General features: G+C 64.8%; 19 protein-coding genes. 8 read left to right on the top strand and 11 right to left on the bottom strand.

Annotation, left to right across the window (positions count from 1 at the left end):
* Window positions 1-24: 24 nt before the first annotated feature.
* Both JQ46_RS06920 and JQ46_RS06915 read right to left on the bottom strand, forming a co-directional pair.
* Window positions 25-534, bottom strand: a complete 510-nt coding sequence (locus JQ46_RS06920) for a hypothetical protein (protein ID WP_237744764.1) — start codon at window positions 532-534, stop codon at window positions 25-27.
* Between the two features lie 10 nt (window positions 535-544).
* Window positions 545-1,102 (bottom strand): hypothetical protein, encoded by a 558-nt coding sequence (locus JQ46_RS06915; RefSeq protein WP_034986583.1) that lies wholly within the window; start codon window positions 1,100-1,102, stop codon window positions 545-547.
* 67 nt (window positions 1,103-1,169) lie between these two features.
* Here JQ46_RS06915 and JQ46_RS11055 point away from each other — a divergent pair, with 67 nt between their 5' ends.
* From JQ46_RS11055 to JQ46_RS06890, 5 genes are read left to right on the top strand one after another with little or no spacing between them, the layout of a single operon-like run.
* The gene (locus tag JQ46_RS11055; RefSeq protein ID WP_192817251.1) at window positions 1,170-1,715 is read left to right on the top strand and encodes a TetR family transcriptional regulator; all 546 of its coding nucleotides are present in this window, start codon (window positions 1,170-1,172) and stop codon (window positions 1,713-1,715) included.
* Between the two features lie 10 nt (window positions 1,716-1,725).
* Window positions 1,726-3,930, top strand: coding sequence for a glycogen debranching protein GlgX (glgX, locus tag JQ46_RS06905; RefSeq protein ID WP_237744763.1), 2,205 nt, complete (start codon window positions 1,726-1,728; stop codon window positions 3,928-3,930).
* Between the two features lie 2 nt (window positions 3,931-3,932).
* Window positions 3,933-4,724 (top strand): BRCT domain-containing protein, encoded by a 792-nt coding sequence (locus JQ46_RS06900; protein ID WP_034986573.1) that lies wholly within the window; start codon window positions 3,933-3,935, stop codon window positions 4,722-4,724.
* Window positions 4,725-4,742: 18 nt separating this feature from the next.
* On the top strand, window positions 4,743-7,091 hold the full coding sequence (gene treY, locus JQ46_RS06895) for a malto-oligosyltrehalose synthase (RefSeq protein ID WP_034986570.1): 2,349 nt from the start codon (window positions 4,743-4,745) through the stop codon (window positions 7,089-7,091).
* A gap of 3 nt (window positions 7,092-7,094) precedes the next feature.
* Window positions 7,095-8,078 carry a GTP pyrophosphokinase gene (locus JQ46_RS06890; protein ID WP_034986568.1) on the top strand — a complete coding sequence of 328 codons (984 nt, stop codon included), beginning with the start codon at window positions 7,095-7,097 and terminating at the stop codon, window positions 8,076-8,078.
* A 17-nt stretch (window positions 8,079-8,095) separates the two neighbouring features.
* Here the strand turns inward: JQ46_RS06890 and JQ46_RS06885 are convergent, their stop codons facing one another.
* Genes JQ46_RS06885 through JQ46_RS06875 form a run of 3 tightly spaced genes read right to left on the bottom strand, consistent with a single transcriptional unit; the run spans window position 8,096 to window position 9,474 of the window.
* Window positions 8,096-8,491, bottom strand: a complete 396-nt coding sequence (locus JQ46_RS06885) for an RNA-binding S4 domain-containing protein (RefSeq protein ID WP_051876280.1) — start codon at window positions 8,489-8,491, stop codon at window positions 8,096-8,098.
* 9 nt (window positions 8,492-8,500) lie between these two features.
* Entirely contained in the window at window positions 8,501-8,752 is a 252-nt protein-coding gene (locus JQ46_RS06880) for a hypothetical protein (RefSeq protein ID WP_034986565.1), read from the bottom strand.
* Window positions 8,753-8,790: 38 nt separating this feature from the next.
* Entirely contained in the window at window positions 8,791-9,474 is a 684-nt protein-coding gene (locus JQ46_RS06875; protein ID WP_034986563.1) for an IMPACT family protein, read from the bottom strand.
* A gap of 30 nt (window positions 9,475-9,504) precedes the next feature.
* On the opposite strand from JQ46_RS06875, the gene treZ reads away from it, so the two are divergent.
* Window positions 9,505-11,232 (top strand): malto-oligosyltrehalose trehalohydrolase, encoded by a 1,728-nt coding sequence (gene treZ / locus JQ46_RS06870; RefSeq protein WP_034986562.1) that lies wholly within the window; start codon window positions 9,505-9,507, stop codon window positions 11,230-11,232.
* Window positions 11,233-11,263: 31 nt separating this feature from the next.
* Here treZ and JQ46_RS06865 read toward each other — a convergent pair whose 3' ends face one another.
* Together JQ46_RS06865 and dnaE are read right to left on the bottom strand one after the other, a co-directional pair.
* Window positions 11,264-13,123: a pyruvate kinase gene (locus JQ46_RS06865; protein ID WP_034986560.1), complete on the bottom strand. Its 1,860-nt coding sequence runs from the start codon at window positions 13,121-13,123 to the stop codon at window positions 11,264-11,266.
* 128 nt (window positions 13,124-13,251) lie between these two features.
* Window positions 13,252-16,821, bottom strand: a complete 3,570-nt coding sequence (gene dnaE / locus JQ46_RS06860; protein ID WP_034986558.1) for a DNA polymerase III subunit alpha — start codon at window positions 16,819-16,821, stop codon at window positions 13,252-13,254.
* 77 nt (window positions 16,822-16,898) lie between these two features.
* Between dnaE and JQ46_RS06855 the strand changes: the two genes are divergently transcribed.
* Window positions 16,899-18,077 carry an amino acid deaminase/aldolase gene (locus tag JQ46_RS06855; RefSeq protein ID WP_034986556.1) on the top strand — a complete coding sequence of 393 codons (1,179 nt, stop codon included), beginning with the start codon at window positions 16,899-16,901 and terminating at the stop codon, window positions 18,075-18,077.
* Window positions 18,077-19,429, top strand: a complete 1,353-nt coding sequence (locus JQ46_RS06850; RefSeq protein WP_034986554.1) for a D-arabinono-1,4-lactone oxidase — start codon at window positions 18,077-18,079, stop codon at window positions 19,427-19,429. Before JQ46_RS06855 ends, JQ46_RS06850 begins: the two co-directional genes overlap by 1 nt.
* On the opposite strand, the gene rarD is transcribed toward JQ46_RS06850, so the two are convergent.
* The 4 genes from rarD to lspA are packed head-to-tail and all read right to left on the bottom strand — an operon-like array spanning window position 19,426 to window position 22,459.
* Window positions 19,426-20,301, bottom strand: coding sequence for an EamA family transporter RarD (gene rarD / locus JQ46_RS06845; protein WP_034986553.1), 876 nt, complete (start codon window positions 20,299-20,301; stop codon window positions 19,426-19,428). The genes JQ46_RS06850 and rarD overlap by 4 nt on opposite strands.
* Window positions 20,302-20,946 carry a hypothetical protein gene (locus JQ46_RS06840; protein WP_034986551.1) on the bottom strand — a complete coding sequence of 215 codons (645 nt, stop codon included), beginning with the start codon at window positions 20,944-20,946 and terminating at the stop codon, window positions 20,302-20,304.
* Entirely contained in the window at window positions 20,943-21,914 is a 972-nt protein-coding gene (locus tag JQ46_RS06835; RefSeq protein ID WP_034986548.1) for an RluA family pseudouridine synthase, read from the bottom strand. The genes JQ46_RS06840 and JQ46_RS06835 overlap by 4 nt, the downstream gene beginning before the upstream one ends.
* Window positions 21,911-22,459, bottom strand: a complete 549-nt coding sequence (gene lspA / locus JQ46_RS06830; RefSeq protein WP_034986662.1) for a signal peptidase II — start codon at window positions 22,457-22,459, stop codon at window positions 21,911-21,913. The genes JQ46_RS06835 and lspA overlap by 4 nt, the downstream gene beginning before the upstream one ends.
* Between the last annotated feature and the right edge of the window lie 4 nt (window positions 22,460-22,463).

The following is a 22,463-nucleotide window of genomic DNA, read 5'->3' as shown; positions in this document are numbered from 1 at the left end:
CCTAATCCCACCGCCTGCCTCCGGCTAGTCCCCGAAGTCCTCCGGGTCCGTGAAGGCCGCCGCTACCCAGTAGACAATGAGCGCCAGAGCCGGGGCCACGACCAGCCCCACTGAGGGGTTCACGGACTCCAAGATGTGGATGACATCACCCGCCTGCGGGTCCTCCGGGATTGGGTCGGTGTGCAGTTTATCTGCCACACTCACGCCCACCGTCCAGGCTGCAACGGTGCCCCACAGTACGCACAGGGCCGTCCACAGCATCATCAGCAGCCCCCGCATGCGCGTGCGAAACGTCCACAGTGCCACCGCGATGCCTGCCACCGCCGTCAGCCCCAGGTAGTAGGCAAATCCACGGAATGAGGCATCCTCGGTTCCCGGCGCGATGTCTGCCCCGCCGTCGGCAGCAACCACTAGCTCGGAGGTCGGGTGGATCACGCCCCACAACACTCCCAGCAGCAGGAAGCTCACCAAAGTAATGAAGAGGACCTGCGCTGCCTCCCCGATCGGGCGGGGGATCTTAAAAGTTCTGTTCACCGCGCCGGACCTACTCGCCGTGCTGGGTTTCCGCGGTGTCCGGTGCACCTACGGCGTGGCAGAACTTCCACTTCTCATCCTCGCGCTTGAAGTACATGCGGTTGGAGTCCTCGCGCTCGGCCTCGGAAATGGTGACCGTGGCGTGTGCGTTGTCGCCCTCGGCCATCACTTCCTGGATGTCGGTGATGTTCGGGGTGCGGCCCGGCTGCTCGTCGAAGTTGCCCTGCCCCGCGGAAGCGTCGGCCTGTTCGCGCGCGGCTTCCTCGCCGCCTTGCTGTTCGATGTCGGCTTGGCAGGTGTTGTCGATAGTCCAGTGCAGGTACTCGTCCATGGGGCGGGCACCGTTGCTCAGCCCGTGCAGCAGGTCGATAATCTGCTGCTTGTCTTCGTCGCTGGCCGGGGTTGAGTAGACCGGCCCCTCGGGCATCGCTTCTTCGGCCTGGTCAGCCTGGTTTGCTTCGTCCGCGTGACTCGACTCGCCGCTGTTATCTCCGTCGTCCGACCCGCACGCGGTGAGCGCGAGGGGCAGGGTGCACAAGGCGGCAAGACATGTCTTCCGAATCTTCATGTCGCTCACCCTACGGCAATGTAGTCCACTACCCTTGGACACCGTGCAGTTAAACCGCAAGAAAATCGTGAGTACCGCAGTCGACATCCTGCAGCAGTACGGCCTGGCCGACCTCACGATGCGGCGGCTCGCCCGCGCCCTCGACGTCGCTCCTGGCGCCCTGTACTGGCATTTCCCCAATAAGCAGGCTCTTTTGGGAGGTATCGCCGAGTCGATCCTCACTGCAGTACCTGCCTGCCCCGGAAGTGCGACGGATTATTGTTCTTTTCTTTTTGACGCCCTCACCTCCCTGCGCGATGGTGCCGACATCACGCTGGCAGCGGTAGCCAGCGGAACGCTTGACCGAGACTTAGCCGAAGAGCTCAGTGCCGAACTGGGCGCCGACCTGGATGCCGACCCCAGCGCGTTGGATGGCGCGAAGCTCCTCCTGCGCTTTGTTTTCGGTTCTGTGCTGGAACTCCAGGCACGCCAAAGCGTCGCCATGAATTTGGGGGCACCAGCGGGCAAACAAGATCACGAACAGGAACAGGAACAAGGCGCGCCTTCCGAAGCTCGCGCACGTCAGGAAGTAGTGCTGGGAGTAGAAACAATACTGCGCGGTTTTAGCCGTTAGAATGGTGCCCATGACTTTCGGACTGTCAGATAAAAGTGGATTGCGTGCGCCCGGCGAACCTATGATCGGGTGGCCTGGAAAGCCCTACCCCCTCGGCGCCACTTTCGATGGCAACGGCACCAACTTTGCCCTATTTACAGAGGTCGCGGAATCGGTCGAGCTCTGTCTCTTCGACAGCCAGGGTGCGGAGACCCGGGTGAAGATGGAGGAGGTCGACGCTGACATCTGGCACTGCTACCTCCCCGGCATCGTCCCCGGCCAGCGCTATGGCTACCGCGTCCACGGCCCATGGGACCCGGCGCAAGGGCTGCGCTGCGATCCCTCCAAGCTGCTGATGGACCCCTACGGAAAGTCCTTTGACGGCGCCTTCGACGGCGATGCCTCCCTGTTTAGCTACGACATCAACGACCCGGATAACCCGGAGGGTCGCAACCAGGAGGATTCCGCCCCGCACGCGATGCGTTCGGTCGTGATCAACCCATATTTCGACTGGCACCACGACCGCCGTCCAAACATTGAGATGCACAAGACCGTCATCTACGAGACCCACGTTAAGGGTCTGACGATGACTCACCCAGACGTCCCGGAGCACCTGCGTGGCACCTACGCCGGACTGGGACACCACTCGATCGTGGAGTATTTCAAGGATCTGGGAGTCACGGCCGTGGAGCTGATGCCGGTGCACCAGTTCGTCCACGACGACCGCCTGCGCGAGATGGGTCTACGCAACTACTGGGGCTACAACACCCTGGGCTTCTTCGCCCCGCACCGGGACTACGCCGCATCCCCCAGCGCCGAGGGCGCGATCGCGGAGTTCAAGCAGATGGTCCGCAGCTACCACGAGGCGGGCATCGAGGTGATCCTGGACGTGGTCTACAACCACACCAGCGAGGGCAACCACATGGGCCCCACCCAGAACTTCCGCGGCATCGACAACGCCGCCTACTACCGCCTGGTCGACGGCGACGAGGCGCACTACATGGACTACACGGGCACGGGTAACTCCCTGAATGTCCGCCACCCGCACACCCTGCAGCTGATCATGGACTCCCTGCGCTACTGGGTAACGGAGATGCACATCGACGGCTTCCGCTTCGACCTGGCCTCCACCCTGGCCCGCGAGTTCCACGACGTGGACCGCCTCTCCGCATTCTTCGACCTCGTGCAGCAGGATCCGGTGGTCAGCCAGGTGAAGCTCATCGCCGAGCCGTGGGATGTCGGCGAGGGCGGCTACCAGGTGGGCAACTTCCCAGCCCTGTGGAACGAGTGGAACGGTAAGTACCGCGACACGGTGCGCGACTTCTGGCGCGGCGAGCCCTCCACACTGGGCGAGTTCGCCTCCCGCCTCACCGGCTCCTCGGACCTGTACACCGGCCGGCGCCCCACGGCCTCCATTAACTTCATTACCGCCCACGACGGCTTCACCCTCAACGACCTGGTCAGCTACAACGAGAAGCAAAACGAGGCCAACGGCGAGGACAACCGCGATGGCGAGAGCCACAACCGCTCCTGGAACTGTGGCGTGGAAGGCCCCACGGATGACGAAGAGGTTTTGCAGCTGCGCGACAAGCAGCGGCGCAACTTCCTGACCACCCTCATGCTCTCCCAGGGCACTCCGATGCTCTCCCACGGCGACGAGATCGGCCGTACCCAGGGCGGAAACAACAACGTCTACTGCCAGGACAACGAAATCGCCTGGATGGACTGGGAGAACATGGATAAGGATCTGCACGCCTTCACGCGCTATCTCATCCACCTGCGCCAGGCACACCCCGTATTCCGCCGCCGTCGCTTCCTGGCGGGCGGCCCGCTGGGCCAGGACGTGGCCAAGCGCGACATCGCGTGGCTCACCCCGGATGGCGATCTGATGTCCGATTCCGATTGGAACGCGGACTTCGGTAAGTCCCTGATGGTTCACCTCAACGGCATGGCCATCGAGGAGCCGGATCCGCAGGGTCGCCCGGTGGAGGACGATTCCTTCATCTTCTGCTTCAACGCCCACCACGAGCCGATTACGTTCACGCTGCCGCGCCGCCACAAGGTGATGCACGTGGAGCCGAGTGAAGAGGAAAGCTGGACCGTCGTGGTGGATACTGCGGAGCCTACTGGCGTGCCGGAGGAGACCCGCAGCTTCGCCGGTGGCGACACACTGGAAATCGACGCACGCAGCACCGTGGTTCTGCAGCGTCCGATCAGCACGGAGGTCAAGCTCTAGGCATGGCTGCCGCTTCGTCCGCCTCCCCAGCATCCTTCTCCGCCCGTGGCGCGGAAGTCACCCTCTCTACCGAAGAGATCCGGGTGACCCGCTCGCCGCTGGCTTCCTCGCTGTACCCGGATGTCGCTCGCCCAGCCGACGAGCTCATCGGCTGGTACAAGCAGGCGCCGGAAGGCTGTTCGCCGGGGTACATCCAATTGCTTTTTGACGCCGAACGTCCCCGCGTGAACTTCTCTCCCTCACAGACCGAGGAGTTCGCCGCGCTAGATCTTCAGCTCACCAATCTGCAGGCGGGCTACCCCCTGGAGGCCGGTGCTGCTGGCACTGGAGAAACTGCAGGCTCTGGGGGCACTGAGAACACGGAGATCTCCGCCGCGGAATGGATCAGCTCCGCTGAATCCGCCGGCGGCGGGGACGAGGGGGCGTCACCAAAGAAGACACCAAAGAAGACATCAAGAAAGACACAGCAGCGCTCGCCGGCACCGTGGGCGAAGGTAGCCACCCCGGACGAAGTCCCCGAGACGAACGAGGAGGCGGACATCGACGGGCCCATCTACGGGCACACGGTGTGCGTGACCGGCGATGTGGAGCCCTACGACAAGGGCGAGGTGTGGGACATGATCGCCTCCCGTGGCGGAGTGGTGGCCAAGAACGTGACGAAGAAGACGACGATGCTGATCGTCGGCGAATGGCACTCCATGACCTCGAAGGAAAAGCGCGCCCGCGAGCTGCAAGATAAGGGCCAAGAGCTGCAGATCATTGGGTTCCAGGAGTTCCTGCAGCTAATCAAGTAGGCAAGTAGCCTAGAGGGCATGTCAGCGACCTATCGCCTTCAGCTCCGTGGACCCGAATCCGACCCCACCCAAGCCTTCACTTTCGCAGATGCGGAAGAGCACCTGCCCTACTTTTCCCGCCTCGGCGTTTCGCACCTTTACCTCTCCCCAGTGATGCAAGCGCCGAAGGAATCGACCCACGGCTATGACGTCACCGACCCGTCGGTCATTAACCCCGAGCTCGGGGGCATCGACGGTCTGCGATCGCTGGCCGAGAAGGCCCACGAGGTAGGCATCAAGCTGCTGCTGGACATCGTGCCGAATCACGTTGGCGTGGACGATCCACAGCTAAACCCCTGGTGGTGGGACCTGCTGAAGAACGGCAAGGAGTCCGAGTACGCGGAATACTTCGACGTGGACTGGTCCGAGGACAACGGCGCGGGCGGGCGACTGGGCCTACCAGTACTGGGCAGCGAAGATGACGTCGCAGAACTGCGAATCGAAGATGGCACAGAGGGTACAGAACCGGTGCTGTGCTACTACGACAACCGCTTCCCCATCGCCGAGGGCACGCTCGGCGGTACTCCCCAGGAGGTGCACGATCGTCAGCACTACCGCCTGATGTTCTGGCGCGACGGGGTGATTAATTACCGCCGCTTCTTCAGCATCAACGGCCTGGCGGGTCTCCGACAGGAAGACCCGGTGGTGTTCGAGCACTCCCACCGCATCCTGAACCAGCTGATCGCGGCGAACATTATCGACGGGGTGCGCGTGGACCACCCGGATGGCCTGGCGGATCCCTTCAACTACTTAAAGCAGCTGCGCAAGCTGATCGGCGACGAGCGCTGGCTGCTGGTGGAGAAGATCCTCGGGGTCACCGAGCCACTGGATCCCCGCCTGACGGTCGACGGCACCACCGGCTACGACGCGCTGCGCGAGCTGGACGGTGTGTTTGTCCACCGTCCGGCCGTGGGAACCATGGCCAACTTGGCGCTGGATATGACCGGCTCCGAGTGGGACGCAGAGGCCTTCGAAAAAGCCGAATACGAGCTGAAATCCGAGGTGGCCGGGCAGGAGCTCGCCGCCGAGGTCCGCCGCCTAGCCCGCGCCGTGCGCAGCGATAACTGGTCCACCTCCGGTGAGGCCGTGTCCGATGAGGAGCTGCGCGAGACTCTGATCGAGCTGATCGCTTCCATGCCGGTCTACCGTGCGGACTACGAATCTCTGTCACGCGTGACCAGCACCGCGATCGCCCAGATGATCATCCGCTACCCGGAACGCGCCGACGCGCTGGACCTGATCGCCACCGCCTTGATCTCCCGCGGCGAGGCGAACGTGCGATTCGCCCAGGTCTGCGGCGCGGTGATGGCCAAGGGCGTGGAGGATACCGCCTTCTACCGCGGTTCCCGCCTGGTGAGCCTGCAGGAGGTCGGCGGGGCGCCCGGCCGCTTCGGCGTTTCCCCCGCCGAGTTCCACCTGCTGCAGGCCGAGCGCGCCCGCCTGTGGCCGAAGGCGATGACCACGCTCACGACCCACGACACGAAGCGCGGCGAGGACGTGCGCAGTCGCATCAGCTGCATCACCGAGTCCGCCGAGCGTTTCGCCGAGCTCTGCGACGGCATCGAATACGTCGACGGCGGCACCTGCCACTTCCTGCTGCAGAACATGATCGGCGTGTGGCCGGTGGACGGCCAAGTCACCGACGAACTCCGGGAGCGCCTGCACGCCTACGCGGAAAAGGCCATGCGCGAGGCGGGTGTGCACACCACCTGGTTCGACGTGAACGAGGAGTTCGAAACCTCCATCCACCAGTGGATCGATTCCACCATCGACACCCAGGGTGAGGAGATCACCGCGTTCATCGCGGAGATCGCCCCGGCGGCGGAGGTAGTCTCCATCTCCAAGAAACTGCTGCAGATCATGGGGCCGGGCATTCCGGACATCTACCAGGGCACGGAGTTCTTCACCGACTCCCTGGTGGATCCGGATAACCGCCGCAAGGTGGACTTCGCCGAACGCATGGAGGCCCTAGATCGCGTCTCCCGCGGCGACGTGCGTAGCACCGATGACGAGCGCCTGTACGTCATCGCCACCGCCCTGCAGATCCGCAACCAGTTCGAGCTGGACGAGGCCAGCTACCTGCCCGTCATGGCCACCGGCACCATGGAACGCCACGTGCTGGGCACGCTGCGCGGCGAGGACGTAATCACGCTCGTCACCCGCCGCCCGCTGGACATCCTGCGCGACGGCTGGGCCGACACGACAGTCGCCCTGCCCGAGGGCGTGTGGGAGGATCGCCTCTCCGGCAGCATGTGGGAGGGCGAGGTCCCGTTGGACAGCTTGTTTAGCGAGCGCGGGCAGGCGATCCTCACGCGCATGGGGGCCTAAGCCTTGGCCAAGAAAGCCCGCCGGGCGCTGCAGGACTACGACACCTGGATCCAGGCGCACCCCACCGTCGCCGCCGACCTAGAGGCGCACATTATTGATGTTCTTGATGACGCCGGCCTGACGTTTGACCGCGTGAGCGTTCGCATTAAGGACCGGACGAGCTTCGCCCGCAAACTCTCCAACGAGAAGTACCCGGACTACGACTCGTTTACGGAGGCCCACGATGTGATCGGCGTGCGCGTGATCACCTTCCACTCCTCGGAGATCCCACAGCTCAAGGACGCACTATCCGGCCTGTTCACAGTGGTGCGCGTGATCGACAAGGCCGCCGAAACCGCCCGCGAGGGGCGCTTCGGGTACGCCAGCCAACACCTGATTGTCTCCGCGAAAGACGAGCCATGGGCGGCTGAAAAAGGGGCGTCACCAAAGTACATAGAGATACAACTGCGCACCGTGCTGCAGCACGCATGGGCCGAGTTCGAACACGACGTGCGCTACAAGAACCAGCAGCATCCAGAGACCAGCTCCCCCGAGGTGCAGCGCGCATTCACCCTGGCCGCGGGGCTGATCGAGCTGGCGGATGAGCAATTCGACAAGATCGCGGGCATTATCGGCACCTCCGGCGAGGAGGTCGAGGGGGCGCTCGACGAGGAGTCGCTGCCGCGCGTGCTGAGCCGCATCGTGGGTTCGAAGTACCCGACCTCGCGCGTGGACTACTACCGCTACGCCATCGAGATGCTGGCCGCCCACGAGATCACGACTGTCGCGCAACTCCGCGAGCTGCTGGCGCCGAAGCGGCTGAAGGCGCTGCGCAAGGCGATGAACTACCCGTACTACCCCGGCCAGGTGCGTCTGGTGGACGACATGCTGCTATTCGCCTACGGGCGCGAGCACATCCGCAAGACGGTGCACATCGGCGACAATGCGCAGTCGCGCCCCGGCAGACTGGGCAACAGGTGGCAGCAGCTGGGGCAGAAAACGGGCTAGCCCCGGGAAAGAGCCGGCTAGAGTTCCCCGCGCTTGAAGCGCTCCAGCTGGCGGCGCTCCCTCTTCGTCGGGCGGCCCGCTCCCCGATCCCGGCGCGGCATGGCGGGGATCACCGGCGGGGGCGGCGAATGGTCAATATAGGCCTTGCGGGCCAGCTCCGCGCCCACGCGCTTGGAGAGCAACTGCGTGACCTCCACAATGTGCTCGCGGTGGTGGATCCACACGCGCACCGTATCGCCCACCACGACCGGCTGGGCGGGCTTCACCGAAACGTCGTTGATCTTCACGTGTCCGGCGCGGCAGGCCTCCGCGGCTTGGGCGCGGGTCTTGCACAGGCGAACGGCCCACACCCAGGCATCGATGCGGACCTTGCTAGAAGCGCTGGAAGGGCTAGAAGTTGCAGGCTTGGCCAACGGGGTGCGTCACCACTGATCTTTGTGCTCAACGATGCCCTTAATCTGAAAACCGCTGTAGGCGATGAACGCCACCGCCAGGATCGGCACGATGATGGCGAAGAACGTGGTGGGCAGGATCGTCACGCCACCGATAAGGCTGACCACGCCGATGCCACCGGCGATCTGGATGTTCCGGGTGTGCTTGCGGACCTCCGCCTTGCGCTGGGAGATGGGATCGTTGCCCGGGCGGTTGGCGGGCAGGTTGCCATAGTTGCTCATGCTTAGCCAGTGTAGTTAATCAGCGTGTATTTAATCAGCTACAGCGCGTCCTCGATCCAGCGCTGCCCCTCCAGGTGAGCCTCCACTGCCCCACTGGTGATGCTGGCCAGGAAATCCGGTAGCGGCGCGCCGGGTTCGCAGGCAATCGCCAGCTCCGCCGCGGCCTTGTATTCCACTCCCACCACGGTGTATCCGGCGGCGCGGACCTCGGCTTCCACGCGCCCGGCGTCTGCGTGCGGCACCTCGCAGGTGTACAGGTCCAGCTGACGGCGTAGCGCCAGCGGCACCTGCTGCAGTGCCTCGCGGGTGGCCTCCTGGTAGGCACGCACGAGCCCGCCGGTGCCCAGCTTCACCCCACCGAAGTAGCGCACCACCACGACCGCCACGTCCTGCAATGGCTCCGGCTCGTGCCAACCCTTCAGCACCTCCAGCATGGGTTGGCCTGCGGTGCCGGCGGGTTCGCCGTCGTCGCTGGAGCGTTCGATGGGCTGCGCGGCATCCATCTGCACCACGAACGCACTGCAGTGGTGGCGCGCGTCCGGGTACTCGCGCCGGATGGCTCCTATGAAGTCGCGTGCCTCGTCCTCCGTGGCGCAGCGTGTGGCCAGGGCGATAAAGCGGGAGCGTTTGATCTCCACCTCCGCGGTATACCTACCCGGTTGCGGGCGGACGTAGGAAGGCTCTGGGTGGGAGGCGCTCTGCGGCGCTGTATCGTCAGGCATTCTCCCATTATCGCAGCTAGGGTTAAACACATGTATTCCGTGTGGGCTCCCCTGGCCGAAAACGTAGAACTAGTCCTGCAACCTGCGCAAACAAGCACCGGTACCGACTCCGGTGCCACCACAGGCGCCGAACAACGCATCCCCATGACCCGCGAGGCGGATAACTGGTTCCTCGCCGACATGCCCGCCAACCCCGGCGACCGCTACGGCTTCTCCGTCGACGGCTCCCCCGTCTTCCCCGACCCACGCTCCAAGCGCCAGCCCGACGGGATCCACGGCCTGTCGGAGGTGTGGCGAATCGACAAGCCCCGCAAGCAGCTGGGCCGCCCGCTACGCGGCGAGGTTCTCTACGAGCTGCACATCGGCACATTCACCCCGGAAGGCACCTTCGACGCGGCGATTGAGAAGCTCGACGAGCTCAAAGCTGTGGGCGTCACCGCCATCGAGCTCATGCCCGTGCAACCCTTCGGCGGCGAGCGTAACTGGGGTTACGACGGCGTGATGTGGCACGCAGTCACGGACGTTTACGGTGGTCCGGACGGACTGTTGAGGCTTATTGACGCCGCCCATGACCGCGACCTGGCCGTGGTGTTGGACGTGGTGTACAACCACTTCGGCCCCGACGGTAATTACACCGGGGTGTTCGGCCCCTACACCGCCGGTGGCTCCACCGGCTGGGGTGACGTGGTGAACCTGCAGGGTCGGGATTCCGACGAGGTGCGCGCCTACATCTTGGAGGCAGTGCACCAGTGGACCCAGGAGTTCGGAGTGGACGGCCTGCGCCTGGACGCGGTGCACGCGCTGGACGATACGGGCGCGGTGAGCCTGATCGAGCAGATCCGCGACGCGGCCGAGCCCGCCTGGATCATGGCCGAATCGGATCAGAACGATCCCGTGTACACCGAGGGATACAAGGTCGCGCAGTGGAACGACGACATCCACCACGCGATACACACCGTGGTCTCCGGTGAGGATCACGCCTACTACTCCGACTTCGGCACGGTGGAGGTGCTGGCCACGGCGTTCCAGCGGGTGTTCTGGCACGACGGGCGCTATAGCTCCTTCCGCGGGCGCACCCACGGCAGGCCGGTGACGGACCCGGAGCTGTGGCGCTTCGTGACGTACACGACCACCCACGACCAGACCGGCAACCGCGCGGCGGGCGATCGGCCCAGCATGAACCTGTCGGTGAACCAACAGCTGGCGAAGGCCACACTGGTGCTGACCAGCCCCTTTACCCCGATGCTGTTTATGGGTGAGGAATGGGGTGCCTCCACCCCGTTTGCGTTCTTCGTCGACCACGAGAACGAAGAGCTCAACCAGGCCACCCGCGAGGGCCGCATGCGCGAGTTCGCGCGCGCCGGGTGGGACCCGAAGGACGTGCCGAACCCGGCGGCGGAGGAAACCTTCCGGAACAGCGTGCTGCAGTGGGCGGAGCGCACGGAGCACCCGCACGCGGAGGTGCTGCGCGGGTACTCGGATCTGCTGGAGTTCCGCCGCACCCACCGCCTGGCCGAGGCGGAGCTACTGGACATCCGCTGGTGGGCCGATGGCGAGGAGCCGGTCAGCGAGGCCCTGGCGGGAGTGAACCCGACCGTGCCGCCGGTCGATGCAGACGACGAACTGGCGCACGGCCGCTGGATCGAGCTGACCTACCAGGCTCCGGAATCGCTGGTGAAAGTGACCGTGAACCTGGCCGACGCGCCCCACGATCGCCTGGAGCTCGGCCCGTGGGAGGCGCGCTACAGCGCCGAGTAGCCGGCCATAGCTGGCCACGCAGGCCGCGCGGTTACTGCCAGCTGCGCACGTGATGCAGCAGCATGCGGTTCTTGCGCTGCGAGCGGTCCATCTTCACGCCGATCTCCCGCAGGATCGCGATGGCCTCCGGAATGTGCGGCCCCTTGTTCAGCATGATGCACTCGGCGCGCAGCGCCCAGGCCACGTCGGTGATCTCCGCGCGAGTCGGCAGCCCGGACTTCGCCATCGATTCCAACACCTGGGTGGCGATGATCAGCGGCACGTGCGCGGCCTCCACCATCGCCATCACCTGGCCGGGCACCTCCGCCATGCGGGCAAAGCCCATCTCCACAGCCAGGTCACCGCGCGCCAGCATCACGCCGAACTTCGCGTGCCGCATGCCCTCCAGCAGGATGGTGGTCAGGTTCTCGAACGCCGGAATCGTCTCGATCTTCAACACCAGACCCAGATCGTCGGCGCCCAGCTCGTGGAACTTCTCCAGCACGTAGGCCACGTCCTCACGGGAGCGGATGAAGCTCACCGCGGCCATGTCCGCGTGCTCGGCCACGAACGCCAGCGCGGCCTCGTCCTCCTCGGTCAAGCTCGGCAGCGGCAGCTCCGTGTCGGGCAGGTTAATGCCCTTGTACTCCGCCAGCTTCGCCCCGCCGCGGGTGACCAGCAGCTCCGCCTCGACCGTCTCCTCTGCGCCTACTGCGCACCCTGTGCTCTCTGTGCCCAAGGTTCCCCGTTTCCCTACGACCTTCGCCGCGATCGCGCCGTCGTCGAAAAGTACCTGCTGGCCCACCTCGAGCGCCCGCACCGCCTCCGGGAGCGTACAGCTGATCTTCGGGATGCCGCCGGCCTGCGGGTCGCACACCACATCAGCGCTGGTCAGCACAATCCTGTCCCCGGTCTGCGGCCGCAACTTCTGCAGCACCTGCGGCACCGAGCTAACCGCCGTCTTCGCGGTCTCTGTCCGCAGCTCCGCGCCGAGCTGCAGGTAGATGTTCTGCTGCCCCTCCGCCAGGGCGCCCTCGCTGTCTTTCTTAATGACGCCCAGCTTCCGCTTCTTGCCGCGTGCGTCCTCCACACGGATCGTCTCTCCAACCTCCAGGGCATCAAAGAACTCCCGGGATACGTGCACGCTCACGATTGGGCGACCCAGCGTGTTCTCCGCCATAGGAGCCTCGGCCAACTCGCGATCCTCCGGGATCATCCACAGGCGGCAGGGTTGAATCACCGTGCCCGCGTCGTCGCGCTGCACGCGCACACGCACCACCGCCGGGCCCGGCGCGATGCGGCCAGTGCGGATCTTCGGCCCGGCCAGGTCCATGCTGATGGGGATGTAGCGCCCCGCGGCCTTGCCTGCCGCGCGGACGTTGTCGATCATCCGCTTCCATACCTCCGGCCCGTCATGGGCGCAGTTGATACGCGCCAGCTCCATGCCGGAATCCACCAACCGGGCGACCAGCTCCTGGTCATAGGCGGCCTCGATCGGCAGGGTGACCATGATGTACGAGGAGTCCCCTGGCAAAGCCTCTACCCCGAAGAGAGCCTCCGTGTGCTGTTCAAGCAGCTCATCGGCCCCCACGATGGCGTCAGAAACGTCCTCCTCAGCGAACTGCGGCGAGCGACCATCCAGAGCAGAGACCACGTTGTGCGCGGCTTGCAAGCGCGCCTTGACCGCCGGCTCCGCAGTGGACAGGCGTGTGGCTCCCAGGCTCTCCAGATTCCCCTGCAGGCCGCGGCGGTCGCTGGTGCGCAGCGTGGTGTAGTGCACCAGGTTGCGGGCGCCGACGAAGTGGGTCGGCGCGGTGGCGCGGATCTCCGGGTACCAGTGCAGGGTTTGGCTATCGAGTTCGTCGAGGAGTTCCTCGATCGCTTGTAAAACGGCTTGCTTGTTGACCTGCATGGTGAAGGGATGTCTCCTTGGGAAGTGCGCGGCTGCTGCTGCGCAAGCGTTGTGTCCCTTATATCGTGTCAGGTCGGCGGGGGTTGCGCTCGGCAAAGATGATACGGGGCAATAGCTCCGCTATAGATCTAGGAGAAGATGCCTTCCCATGTGGAAGCCTTCAGCGCCCCCATCAAGGACGGAGACTTGTTCACGCGCATCTCCGGAGCCAACAGGAACTGGACCTCTTCCTCGCCGTCGATGAGGGTGAGGTACACATCCGAGTCACCCTTGTTCTGGCTGAGCACCCGGCGCAGGTTGGCCATGTTGCCCGGAGTGGCCTGATCCACACGAATACTCAGGCGCAGCGGCACGCCAGAGCCCGCGCCGACGGTGAGCTCAGCGGACTTGATGTCCTGGCAGAACAGGCGCATATCGTCTTCCCGGTAGTTGATCTTCGCCTTGGCCAGCACGATGTTGTCCTCGACAATCTGCGGGGCCACCATCTGGTAAGTCTTCGGGAATACCAGCAGCTCCACCTGCGCGCCGTGCTGGTCCTCCAGCGTGGCGATTGCCCAGGGGTTACCGTTGCGGTCGATGCGGCGTTCGACGGCCGAGATGATGCCGCCGATCTTCAGATCCTTGTTGTTCGGCAATTCGCCGGACAGCACGGTGGTCAGGGGCGTGTCGACCTGTGCATCCAACGCGTCCTCGAAGCCGTCCAACGGGTGACCGGAGACGTACAGGCCCAGCATGTCGCGCTCGAGTGCCAGCTGGTGCTTGCGCTCCCACTCCTGGTCGGGCACCTCCACGCGGAAGACGTCACCCGCGTCATCGTCGCCGCCCAGGCCGGCAAAGAGGTCGAACTGGCCCTTCGCGGCGGCCTTCTTGGTGGCGGTGACGGCATCCACCGCGTCCTCGTGAACCAGTACCATGCCCTTGCGCGGGTGGCCCAGCGAGTCGAAGGCGCCGGCCTTAATAAGGGACTCGGTGACGCGCTTATTCGCCGCTACCAGGTCGATCTTGTCCAGGTAGTCGGAGAAGTCGGTGAACGCACCCTTTTCCTCGCGGGAGGCGATGATGGAATTCACCACGTCCTCGCCCACGTTGCGCACTGCGCCCAGGCCGAAGCGAATGTCCTTACCGACGGATTGGAAGGTGTAACGTGAGTCGTTCACATCCGGCGACAGCACGCGAATGCCCAGGTGGCGGCAGTCGGCCAGGTAGATCGCGGACTTATCCTTCTTATCCGCCACGGAGGTCAGCAGCGCGGCCATGTACTCCGGCGCGTAGTTGGCCTTCAAGTACGCAGTCCAGAAGGAAACCAGGCCGTAGCCCGCAGCATGGGACTTGTTAAAGGCGTAGCCGGCGAACGGCAGGATCGTATCCCACAGCGTCTTGATGGCATCGGCGGAGTAGCCGTTGGCCTTCATACCGGATTCGAAGGTGACGAACTCCTTTTCCAGCACCTCCGGCTTCTTCTTACCCATCGCCTTGCGGAAGCCATCGGCCTGACCGGCGGTGTAGTTCGCGACCTTCTGGGAGATCTTCATGATCTGCTCCTGGTACACGATCAGGCCGTAGGTCTCCTCGAGGATCTCGTGCAGCGCCTCTTCCAACTCCGGGTGGATCGGCACGATCGGCTTGCGGCCGTTCTTGCGGTCGGCGTACTCCCAGTGCGCGTCCACACCCATCGGGCCCGGTCGGTACAGCGCCAGCGCGGCCACGATGTCGTTGAAGCCCGTGGGCTTCATACGCTTCAGCAGCTTCTGCATGCCCGCGGAGTCCAGCTGGAACACGCCGAGCGTCTCGCCGCGCGCCAGCAGTTCGTAGGTGGGGTCATCCACCGTGTCGAGGTTTTCCAGGTCCAGATCGAAGCCGCGGTTGGTCTTGATGTTTTCTAGGGCGTCACCAATAACCGTAAGGTTTCGCAGCCCCAGGAAGTCCATCTTCAGCAACCCGATGGCCTCGCAGGCGGGGTATGGCCAGCCGGTGATCAGCGCACCGTCCTGCTTGCGCTTCCACATGGGAATGCAGTCCAGCAGCGGCACGCTGGACATAATCACGGCACAGGCGTGCACGCCGGCTTGGCGGATCACGCCTTCCAGGCCGAGTGCGTCCTTGTAGATCTTCGCCACGTCCGGGTCGGTTTCGATCAGCTGGCGAACCTCGGCGGCTTCGGGGTAGCGCTCGTGCTCCGGGTCGGTAATGCCGTGCAGCGGAATGTCCTTGGCCATGATCGCCGGCGGCAGGGCCTTGGTGATGCGGTCGGCCATCTGGAAGCCCGCCTGGCCGTAGTGGGCGCGCGCGGAGTCCTTAATGGCCTGCTTCGTCTTCACCGTGCCGAAGGTGATCACCTGGGCGATCTTGTCCTCGCCCCAGCGGTCGGAAGCGTAGCGGATCATTTCGCCGCGGCGGCGATCGTCGAAGTCGATATCGATATCGGGTGCGGATGGGCGCTCGGGGTTCAGGAAACGCTCGAACAGCAGGCCGTGTTCCATCGGGTCGATGTTCGTGATCGTCAGGGCATAGGCGACCAGCGCGCCGGCAGCCGAACCACGGCCGGGGCCCACGCGGATGCCGACGGAGCGGGCATACTTGATCAGCTCGGCGACGATCAGGAAGTAGGACGGGTAGCCCTTCATGTCGATCACGCTGATCTCGTACTTCGCGCGGTCGATGTACTCGGCGGGCACCTCCTTGCCCGGGAAGCGCTCCTCCAGACCCTTCATCACCTCGTGGGTCAGCCAGGTCGTCGGCGTGTGGCCTTCCGGCACGTCGGCAATGGGCATGCGGTCGTGCGGGTGCTCCTCCCAGATCTCGGAGTAGTCCTGCACGCGCTCGGCCACCCACAGGGTGTTGTCGCAGCCCTTCGGCACTTCCTTGTCCCACTGCGCGCGGATGTCCTCCGCACTGCGCACGTAGTAGCCGGAGCCGGAGAACGCAAAGCGCTTACCGCCCTGGTCCAGGGTCGGCTCGTCCAGCGTGGAACCGGTCTGCACGCACAGCATCACCTCGTGCGCCGGGGCCTGCTGCTCCAGCACGTAGTGGCAGTCGTTGGTCACCAGCGGCGGCAGCTCGAGCCGGCGGCCGATCTCCAGCAGATCGTCGCGCACCCGCTTTTCGATCTCCAGGCCGTGATCCATCAACTCCAGGAAGAAATTGTCCTTGCCGTAGATGTCCTGCCACATTCCGGCGGCTTCCAGGGCCTTGTCGAACTGCCCCAGGCGCAGGCGGGTCTGCACGTCGCCGGAGGGGCAGCCGGTGGTGGCGATGATGCCCTCGGAGTGCTGGGCGATCAACTCGGCATCCATGCGGGGCCACTTGCCCAGCTGGCCTTCGTAGCTGGCCATGGAGGACAGGTAGAACAGGTTGCGCAGGCCGGTCGCGTTCTCCGCGATCATCGTCTGGTGCAGGTAGGCGCCGGAGGCCGACACGTCGTCGGACTTCTGCTCGGGCTTACCCCAGCGCACGCGCTGCTGGTTAAAGCGGGATTCCGGGGCGATGTAGGCCTCGATACCGATGATGGGCTTCACGCCGGCGGCTGTCATCGCCCGGTAGAAGGCATCCGCACCGTACATGTTTCCGTGGTCGGTCATTCCGACGGCGGGCATCCCCTGCCGCACCACTTCCTTAGCCAAGAGGTCGACCTTGGCCATGCCGTCGAGCATGGAGTACTCGGTGTGGTTATGCAGGTGGACAAAGGAGGAACCGCTCATGGTTGGCCATCATAGCGCGTCGCAAAAATCGCATTTTTCGACACATGCGGTTCCTTATCGCTATACAGTTATTTTTCATGAAGAAAGAGACTCGCCTCGCAGTGGCGCACCTGGACGCACCCTTCGCGGTGCTGGATCTGGATGCCGCCAGAGCCAACGCCCAAGACATGGCGCACCGTTCACGCGGTACCCCGATCCGGGTGGCCAGTAAGTCGCTCCGCATCCGCTCGCTGATCTCGGAGGTCCTCACCCTCCCCGGCTATCGCGGCATCTTGGCCTATAACCTCAACGAAGCCCTGTGGCTGTGCCAGGAGCAGGTCAGCGATGACATCCTCGTCGCCTACCCTTCCGCCCACCGCGAGGGCCTGCACCGCCTGATCCACGATACGCGCGCCATGGAGTGCGTGACCCTCATGGTGGATTCGGTCGCTCACCTGGATCTTATTGACGCCGTGGTGCCGCCCCACGAGCGCGGTGAGGTGCGGGTTTGTATTGATATTGACGCCGCACTGCGCGCCGGCCCCGTTCACATCGGAGCTCTGCGCTCCCCTCTGCACACGGCTGAGGAGGTACGCGACATCGCCCGGCAGGTCCGTCAGCGCGAGGGCTTCCGCCTGGTCGGCCTGATGGCATATGAGGGCCAGGTGGCGGGCACTACCGATACCTCCCCGGCGATCGCGGCGATGAAGGCGTTGTCCGTCCGCGAGTTGGCCGGCCGCCGCGCGAAGATCGTCGCCGCCGTCGCCGAAGAACTGCGAGTGGCGGGCCTGCCTCCGCTGGAGTTCGTCAACGGCGGCGGCACCGGGTCCATCGAAACCACCAGCGCGGAGGCCGCGGTCACCGAAATCGGCGCGGGCTCCGGCATCATCGGCCCGGCCCTGTTTGACCACTATCGGCAGTTCCAGCCCACCCCGGCCGAATGGTTCGTGGTACCGGTCGTGCGCCGTCCTGCCGAGGACACGGTGACGGTGGCCGGCGGCGGCCGCATCGCCTCCGGCCCGGCTGGCAAAGACCGCCTGCCGGTCGTCGACTGGCCACGCGACCTGAAGATGGCGCCCTTGGAAGGCCCCGGCGAGGTGCAGACTCCCCTGACTGGCCCCGCCGCCCGCAATCTCCGCCTCGGCGACCACGTCTGGATGCGCCACGCGAAGGCCGGCGAAGCAACTGAATACATCGATACCGTGCTGGTCGTCTCGGCCGGCGAAATCATCGCGGAGTGGCCCACCTACCGCGGCGAAGGAAAGAGTTTTGTCTGATGAGCACCACCACTACAACCCGCAAGCCCGCTTATAACTCTCGCTGGGTCAACTGGTCCGGGGTTTCCGCTGCCCAGCCGCGCAAGCAGGTCGCCCCGCGCGACGAGGCCGAGCTGATCCAGATCATTCAGCGGGCAGCTGCCTCCGGCGAGAAGGTCAAGCCCATCGGCGCTGGCCACTCGTTCACCTCGGTGGCCGCCACGGAGGGCATCCAGGTGAGCCTGGACAATCTCGCCGGGTTGATCCGCTTCGACCCGGAGAAGATGACCGCCCGCCTGCGCGCGGGCACCCGACTGCGGGATGTGCCGAGCATCCTGGCTCCCCTGGGCGTGGCGCTGGCCAACCAGGGCGACGTAGACCCGCAGTCGCTGGCAGGCGCTATCGGCACCAGCACCCACGGCACGGGGCTGGGCTTTACCGGCTTCGCCGGCATGCTGCGCGCCTTCCGCATCATCACGCCGGATGGCCAGGCGCACGAGTGCTACCCGGGCGCAGACGGCATCGCCGGCGAGCTTTACGACATCGCGCGCGTTTCCCTGGGCGCCTACGGCATCATCACCGAGGTCGAGATGGACGTGGTGGATACCTTCGTCCTCCACGCGGTCGAACGCGCCGAGCCGAACGACGAGGTGGTGGAAAACTTCGCTGAGCGGGTACGCGGCAAGGATCACCTGGAGTTCTACTGGTTCCCCGGCACCGACGTGGCCCACGTGAAGACGAACACCCGCCTGCCTGGCAACACCCCCACCAACCCAATCCCGCGGTGGAAGGAAGTGCTGGATGACGAGCTGCTAAACAACGGCGCCTATCGGGTGATGAACGACCTGGCGCACCACTTCCCCTCCTTAAGCCGACCTTTCGCTAAGTTGAGCGCGAAGACGCTGGCGCAGCGGGAGTACTCCAACGTGGCCCACGACGTGTTCGTCAGCGCCCGCCGGGTGCGTTTTAACGAGATGGAGTACTCGGTGCCACTGTCCGATGCCCGCGAGATCCTGCGGGACGTGCAGCACACCATGAACACCTGCGGCGAGCAGGTGCTTTTCCCCATCGAGGTCCGCGCCACCGCGGCGGACGATGTCCCGCTATCCACGGCTAAAGGCCGCGAGTCCTGCTACATCGCCATCCACCGCTACAACAGGGACAGCCACCAGTCGCTGTTCCGTCACATCGAGCCGATCTTCAAGGCCGCCTCCGGGGGCCGCCCGCACTGGGGCAAGCTGCACACCCTCACCCACGAGGATCTGCTGGAACGGCACGAGGATCTAGCGCGGGCCTGCGAGATCCGCGCGAAGGTGGATCCGCAGGGCATGATGCGCAACGCGATGATCGACCGCGTTTTCGGGCTGGCCTAACTCAGCTTCTTCACCCGCCGCACGCGCGGCGGGCGGTGGCGCACCATGTCCACGATGAAGACGATCACCGCGATCCAGATCAACACGAAGCCAACCCAGCGGGCGGGCTCGATGTGCTCGTTGTTCACGAACACCGCCCAGAGCATCTGGATCACGGGCGTGATGTACTGCACCATTCCCAGGCTAGTCAGCGACATTTCCTGCGCTGCGCGGGCGAAGCACAGCAGCGGCAACGCGGTCACCACGCCCGCCAGCATCAGCAGCGTTGCGTGACCGGCCCCCAGCTGCACATACGTATTGGTGCCCTGGGATTGCAGGAACCCCAGGTAGATCAGCCCTACCGGTGCCAGTACAAGAGTTTCGGCGGTGAGGGACTGAATGGGCGTCAAACGAACCTGCTTTTTCACCAGCCCGTAGAACCCGAAGCTAAAGGCCAGACCCAAAGAGATGATCGGCGGCGAACCGAGTGCGACAGTCAGAACCACGACGGCGATGGTGGCGATGCCGACGGAAACCAGCTGCAGGCGGCGCAGCTTCTCCCCCAGCACGATCACACCCAAGAGAACGCTAACCAGCGGGTTTACAAAATATCCGAGGGCGGCATCCGCGACGTGGTTGTTGTTCACCGCGTAGATGTACAGCCCCCAGTTCACGCTGATCAGAAGCGCGGCTGCCGAGACGATCCACCATTGACGCGCCGTGATCGCCCGCAGCTGCTTGTAACCGCGCAGCGCCGCGAGCAGCAACAGCATGAACACCAGCGTCCACACGAAGCGGTGCGCCAGGATCTCCATCGGCGTCGCTGGCTGCAGGAGTGGGAAGAACGCGGGGAATAGCCCCCACATGAGGTAACACAGTAGGCCCCAGATCACCTATCTAGCTCCCATCGGTCGAATTCCAATGCGCCCATAAACCGCCTCGGGGTCCGCGGGCTCCACGGCGTATACGCGCTGTGCGAGCTCGCGGAGTTGCTCGGGCGTAGCATGGACCAGCACACCATCGATAAGCAGTTTGTCCGGTTCGGTTTGTGCGCTGCGCGCCATCCGCCCCACTGCCTGATTGATTACATCGGCGCGGGTGCGGCCCACCGCCGGTTCGGGCAGTACGGCCTGCGCAGTCGCTCCGAAGTAGAGGGTACTCACACGCATATCGAGCCCCTGCACCAGGTCGATCACCCCCTTAGAGTCCCAAGGGTGCTCCGGGTCGGGGGAAACTAGTGCCCAGCGGGGTTCGTCCCCGGTCATCTGGTCTAGCTGCTCACGCGCATGCTCCCGGTACTGCGCCGGGGTGCCGTCGAAGGGGCCGAGCTGATCGCCGTTGATGTTCGGCGGTTTTGAGGTCAGGTCCGAGGTGCTCATGGCGATGACGCCCAGCCCCATCGCAATGAGGCATAGTCCGGAAAGCCAGGCCACCCAGGCGGGCCGGCGCGTATCCTCCCAGTCCAGTTGGCGCTGTCGCTTCTTGTTCGCCTTCAACTGCTGGGGATTACGCCCCCGATAGTGCTGCTCCTGGCTCACGGGCGTGGCCTTTCACCGGAACCCGGCGCGGCAATGCCGTTGGCATCCCGCAGCCTATCGAGGGCCAGCTGCAGATCCTCCGGGTACGGCGAGCGGACGGTCTTCCAGGAGCCATCCGGGTGCGGAAAGCCCAGTTCCACGGCGTGCAGCCACTGGCGGGTCAGTTCCAGCTTCTCCGCCAGCTTCGGATCGCTGCCGTACATCGGGTCGCCGCACAGCGGATGGTGCAGTGCAGAGAAGTGCACACGGATCTGGTGGGTGCGTCCCGTCTCCAACTTCACCTCTAGCAGGCTGGCCTGGCGGTGGGCCTCCAGGGTGTCGTAGTGGGTGATGGCGTGCTTGCCGTCTTCGCGCACGCTGAAACGCCAGCCCGCGGACGGGTGGCGGCCGATCGGCGCGTCGATCGTGCCGGAAGTCGGATCCGGGTGGCCCTGAACCAGCGCGTGATAGGTCTTGGAGACCTCCCGGTCGCGGAAGGCATTCTTCAGCACGGTGTAGGCGCGCTCGCTGGCGGCGACGATCATCACCCCGGAGGTGCCGACGTCCAGGCGCTGCACGATCCCCTTGCGCTCCGGCGGGCCGGAGGTGGAGATGCGGAAGCCTGCGGCGGCCAGGCCGGAGGTTACGGTGGGACCTTCCCAGCCGACGGTGGGGTGCGCGGCCACGCCGACGGGCTTGTCCACCACGATCACGTCTTCGTCGGAGTAGAGGATGTCCATGCCTTCCACAAGGCGGGCGGGCTCGGCGGCCAGATCCCGCGGCGGGGCGGGCAGGGTCACGTCCAGCCACGCGCCCGCGACCAGCCGGTCGGACTTCCCCACCGGCGCCTGGTCCTGCAGAATGTCACCGTCGGCCGCCAGCTCTGCCACGGCGGTGCGGCTGAGCCCCAGCAGCTTGGATAAGCCTGAATCCACCCGCATGCCGGCCAGACCGTCCGGCACGGGCATCACTCGGTTCTCGCGGGTCATCGGCCCACCTCCTCGCTGGTGTCCTCCTGTTCCTCACCGGCTTCCTCCTGCTCCTTCCGCTCTTCCCGCACGTGATTCGCCGGTTCGATGAAGAACGCATAGATCAGGTAGCAGACAACACCGACTGTGATGGCGGCGTCCGCAACATTAAAGATCGCGAAGCTACCGAAAGAAAGAAAGTCCACAACATGCCCGTGCATGCCCCCGGGCTCTCGAAAAACGCGATCCAGCAGATTGCCCGCCGCACCGCCGCCGATCAGGCCGATCGGTAGCGCCCCGGCCATGTAGCGCGTACGCAGGGCCAGAACAATGCAGGCCAAGAACGCGATTAGCTGGAATACGGAGAAGATGATGGTGACGTTCGTCCCCATGGAAAAAGCCGCGCCAGGGTTGCGCACCAGATAAAGCCGGAAGAACTCGCCGATGACGGGGTAGGCCCGTTGCTCCTCTAGATTTTCGACGACCGCCCATTTAGTGATCTGGTCGACGACGATGATCCCGAACATCAGGGTCAAGGCGGCGAGAGATGCACGTTTTGAAGTCACGCTT

Source organism: Corynebacterium jeikeium (assembly GCF_000738175.1).
In the GTDB taxonomy this organism is placed as follows: domain Bacteria; phylum Actinomycetota; class Actinomycetes; order Mycobacteriales; family Mycobacteriaceae; genus Corynebacterium; species Corynebacterium jeikeium_C.
The sequence above is the reverse complement of the archived record's forward strand: the minus strand, read 5'-3'. Positions and strand labels throughout refer to the sequence as shown.

Excerpts from the sequence above, each read along its gene's own strand:
- JQ46_RS06835 (WP_034986548.1), bottom strand. The coding sequence starts at position 21,914 with ATGACCCGCGAGAACCGAGTGATGCCCGTGCCGGACGGTCTGGCCGGC.
- glgX (WP_237744763.1), top strand. The coding sequence starts at position 1,726 with ATGACTTTCGGACTGTCAGATAAAAGTGGATTGCGTGCGCCCGGCGAA.
- JQ46_RS06880 (WP_034986565.1), bottom strand. The coding sequence starts at position 8,752 with ATGAGCAACTATGGCAACCTGCCCGCCAACCGCCCGGGCAACGATCCC.
- JQ46_RS06875 (WP_034986563.1), bottom strand. The coding sequence starts at position 9,474 with ATGCCTGACGATACAGCGCCGCAGAGCGCCTCCCACCCAGAGCCTTCC.
- treZ (WP_034986562.1), top strand. The coding sequence starts at position 9,505 with ATGTATTCCGTGTGGGCTCCCCTGGCCGAAAACGTAGAACTAGTCCTG.
- dnaE (WP_034986558.1), bottom strand. The coding sequence starts at position 16,821 with ATGAGCGGTTCCTCCTTTGTCCACCTGCATAACCACACCGAGTACTCC.
- treY (WP_034986570.1), top strand. The coding sequence starts at position 4,743 with ATGTCAGCGACCTATCGCCTTCAGCTCCGTGGACCCGAATCCGACCCC.
- JQ46_RS06855 (WP_034986556.1), top strand. The coding sequence starts at position 16,899 with ATGAAGAAAGAGACTCGCCTCGCAGTGGCGCACCTGGACGCACCCTTC.
- JQ46_RS06900 (WP_034986573.1), top strand. The coding sequence starts at position 3,933 with ATGGCTGCCGCTTCGTCCGCCTCCCCAGCATCCTTCTCCGCCCGTGGC.
- JQ46_RS06915 (WP_034986583.1), bottom strand. The coding sequence starts at position 1,102 with ATGAAGATTCGGAAGACATGTCTTGCCGCCTTGTGCACCCTGCCCCTC.
- JQ46_RS06865 (WP_034986560.1), bottom strand. The coding sequence starts at position 13,123 with ATGCAGGTCAACAAGCAAGCCGTTTTACAAGCGATCGAGGAACTCCTC.
- JQ46_RS06850 (WP_034986554.1), top strand. The coding sequence starts at position 18,077 with ATGAGCACCACCACTACAACCCGCAAGCCCGCTTATAACTCTCGCTGG.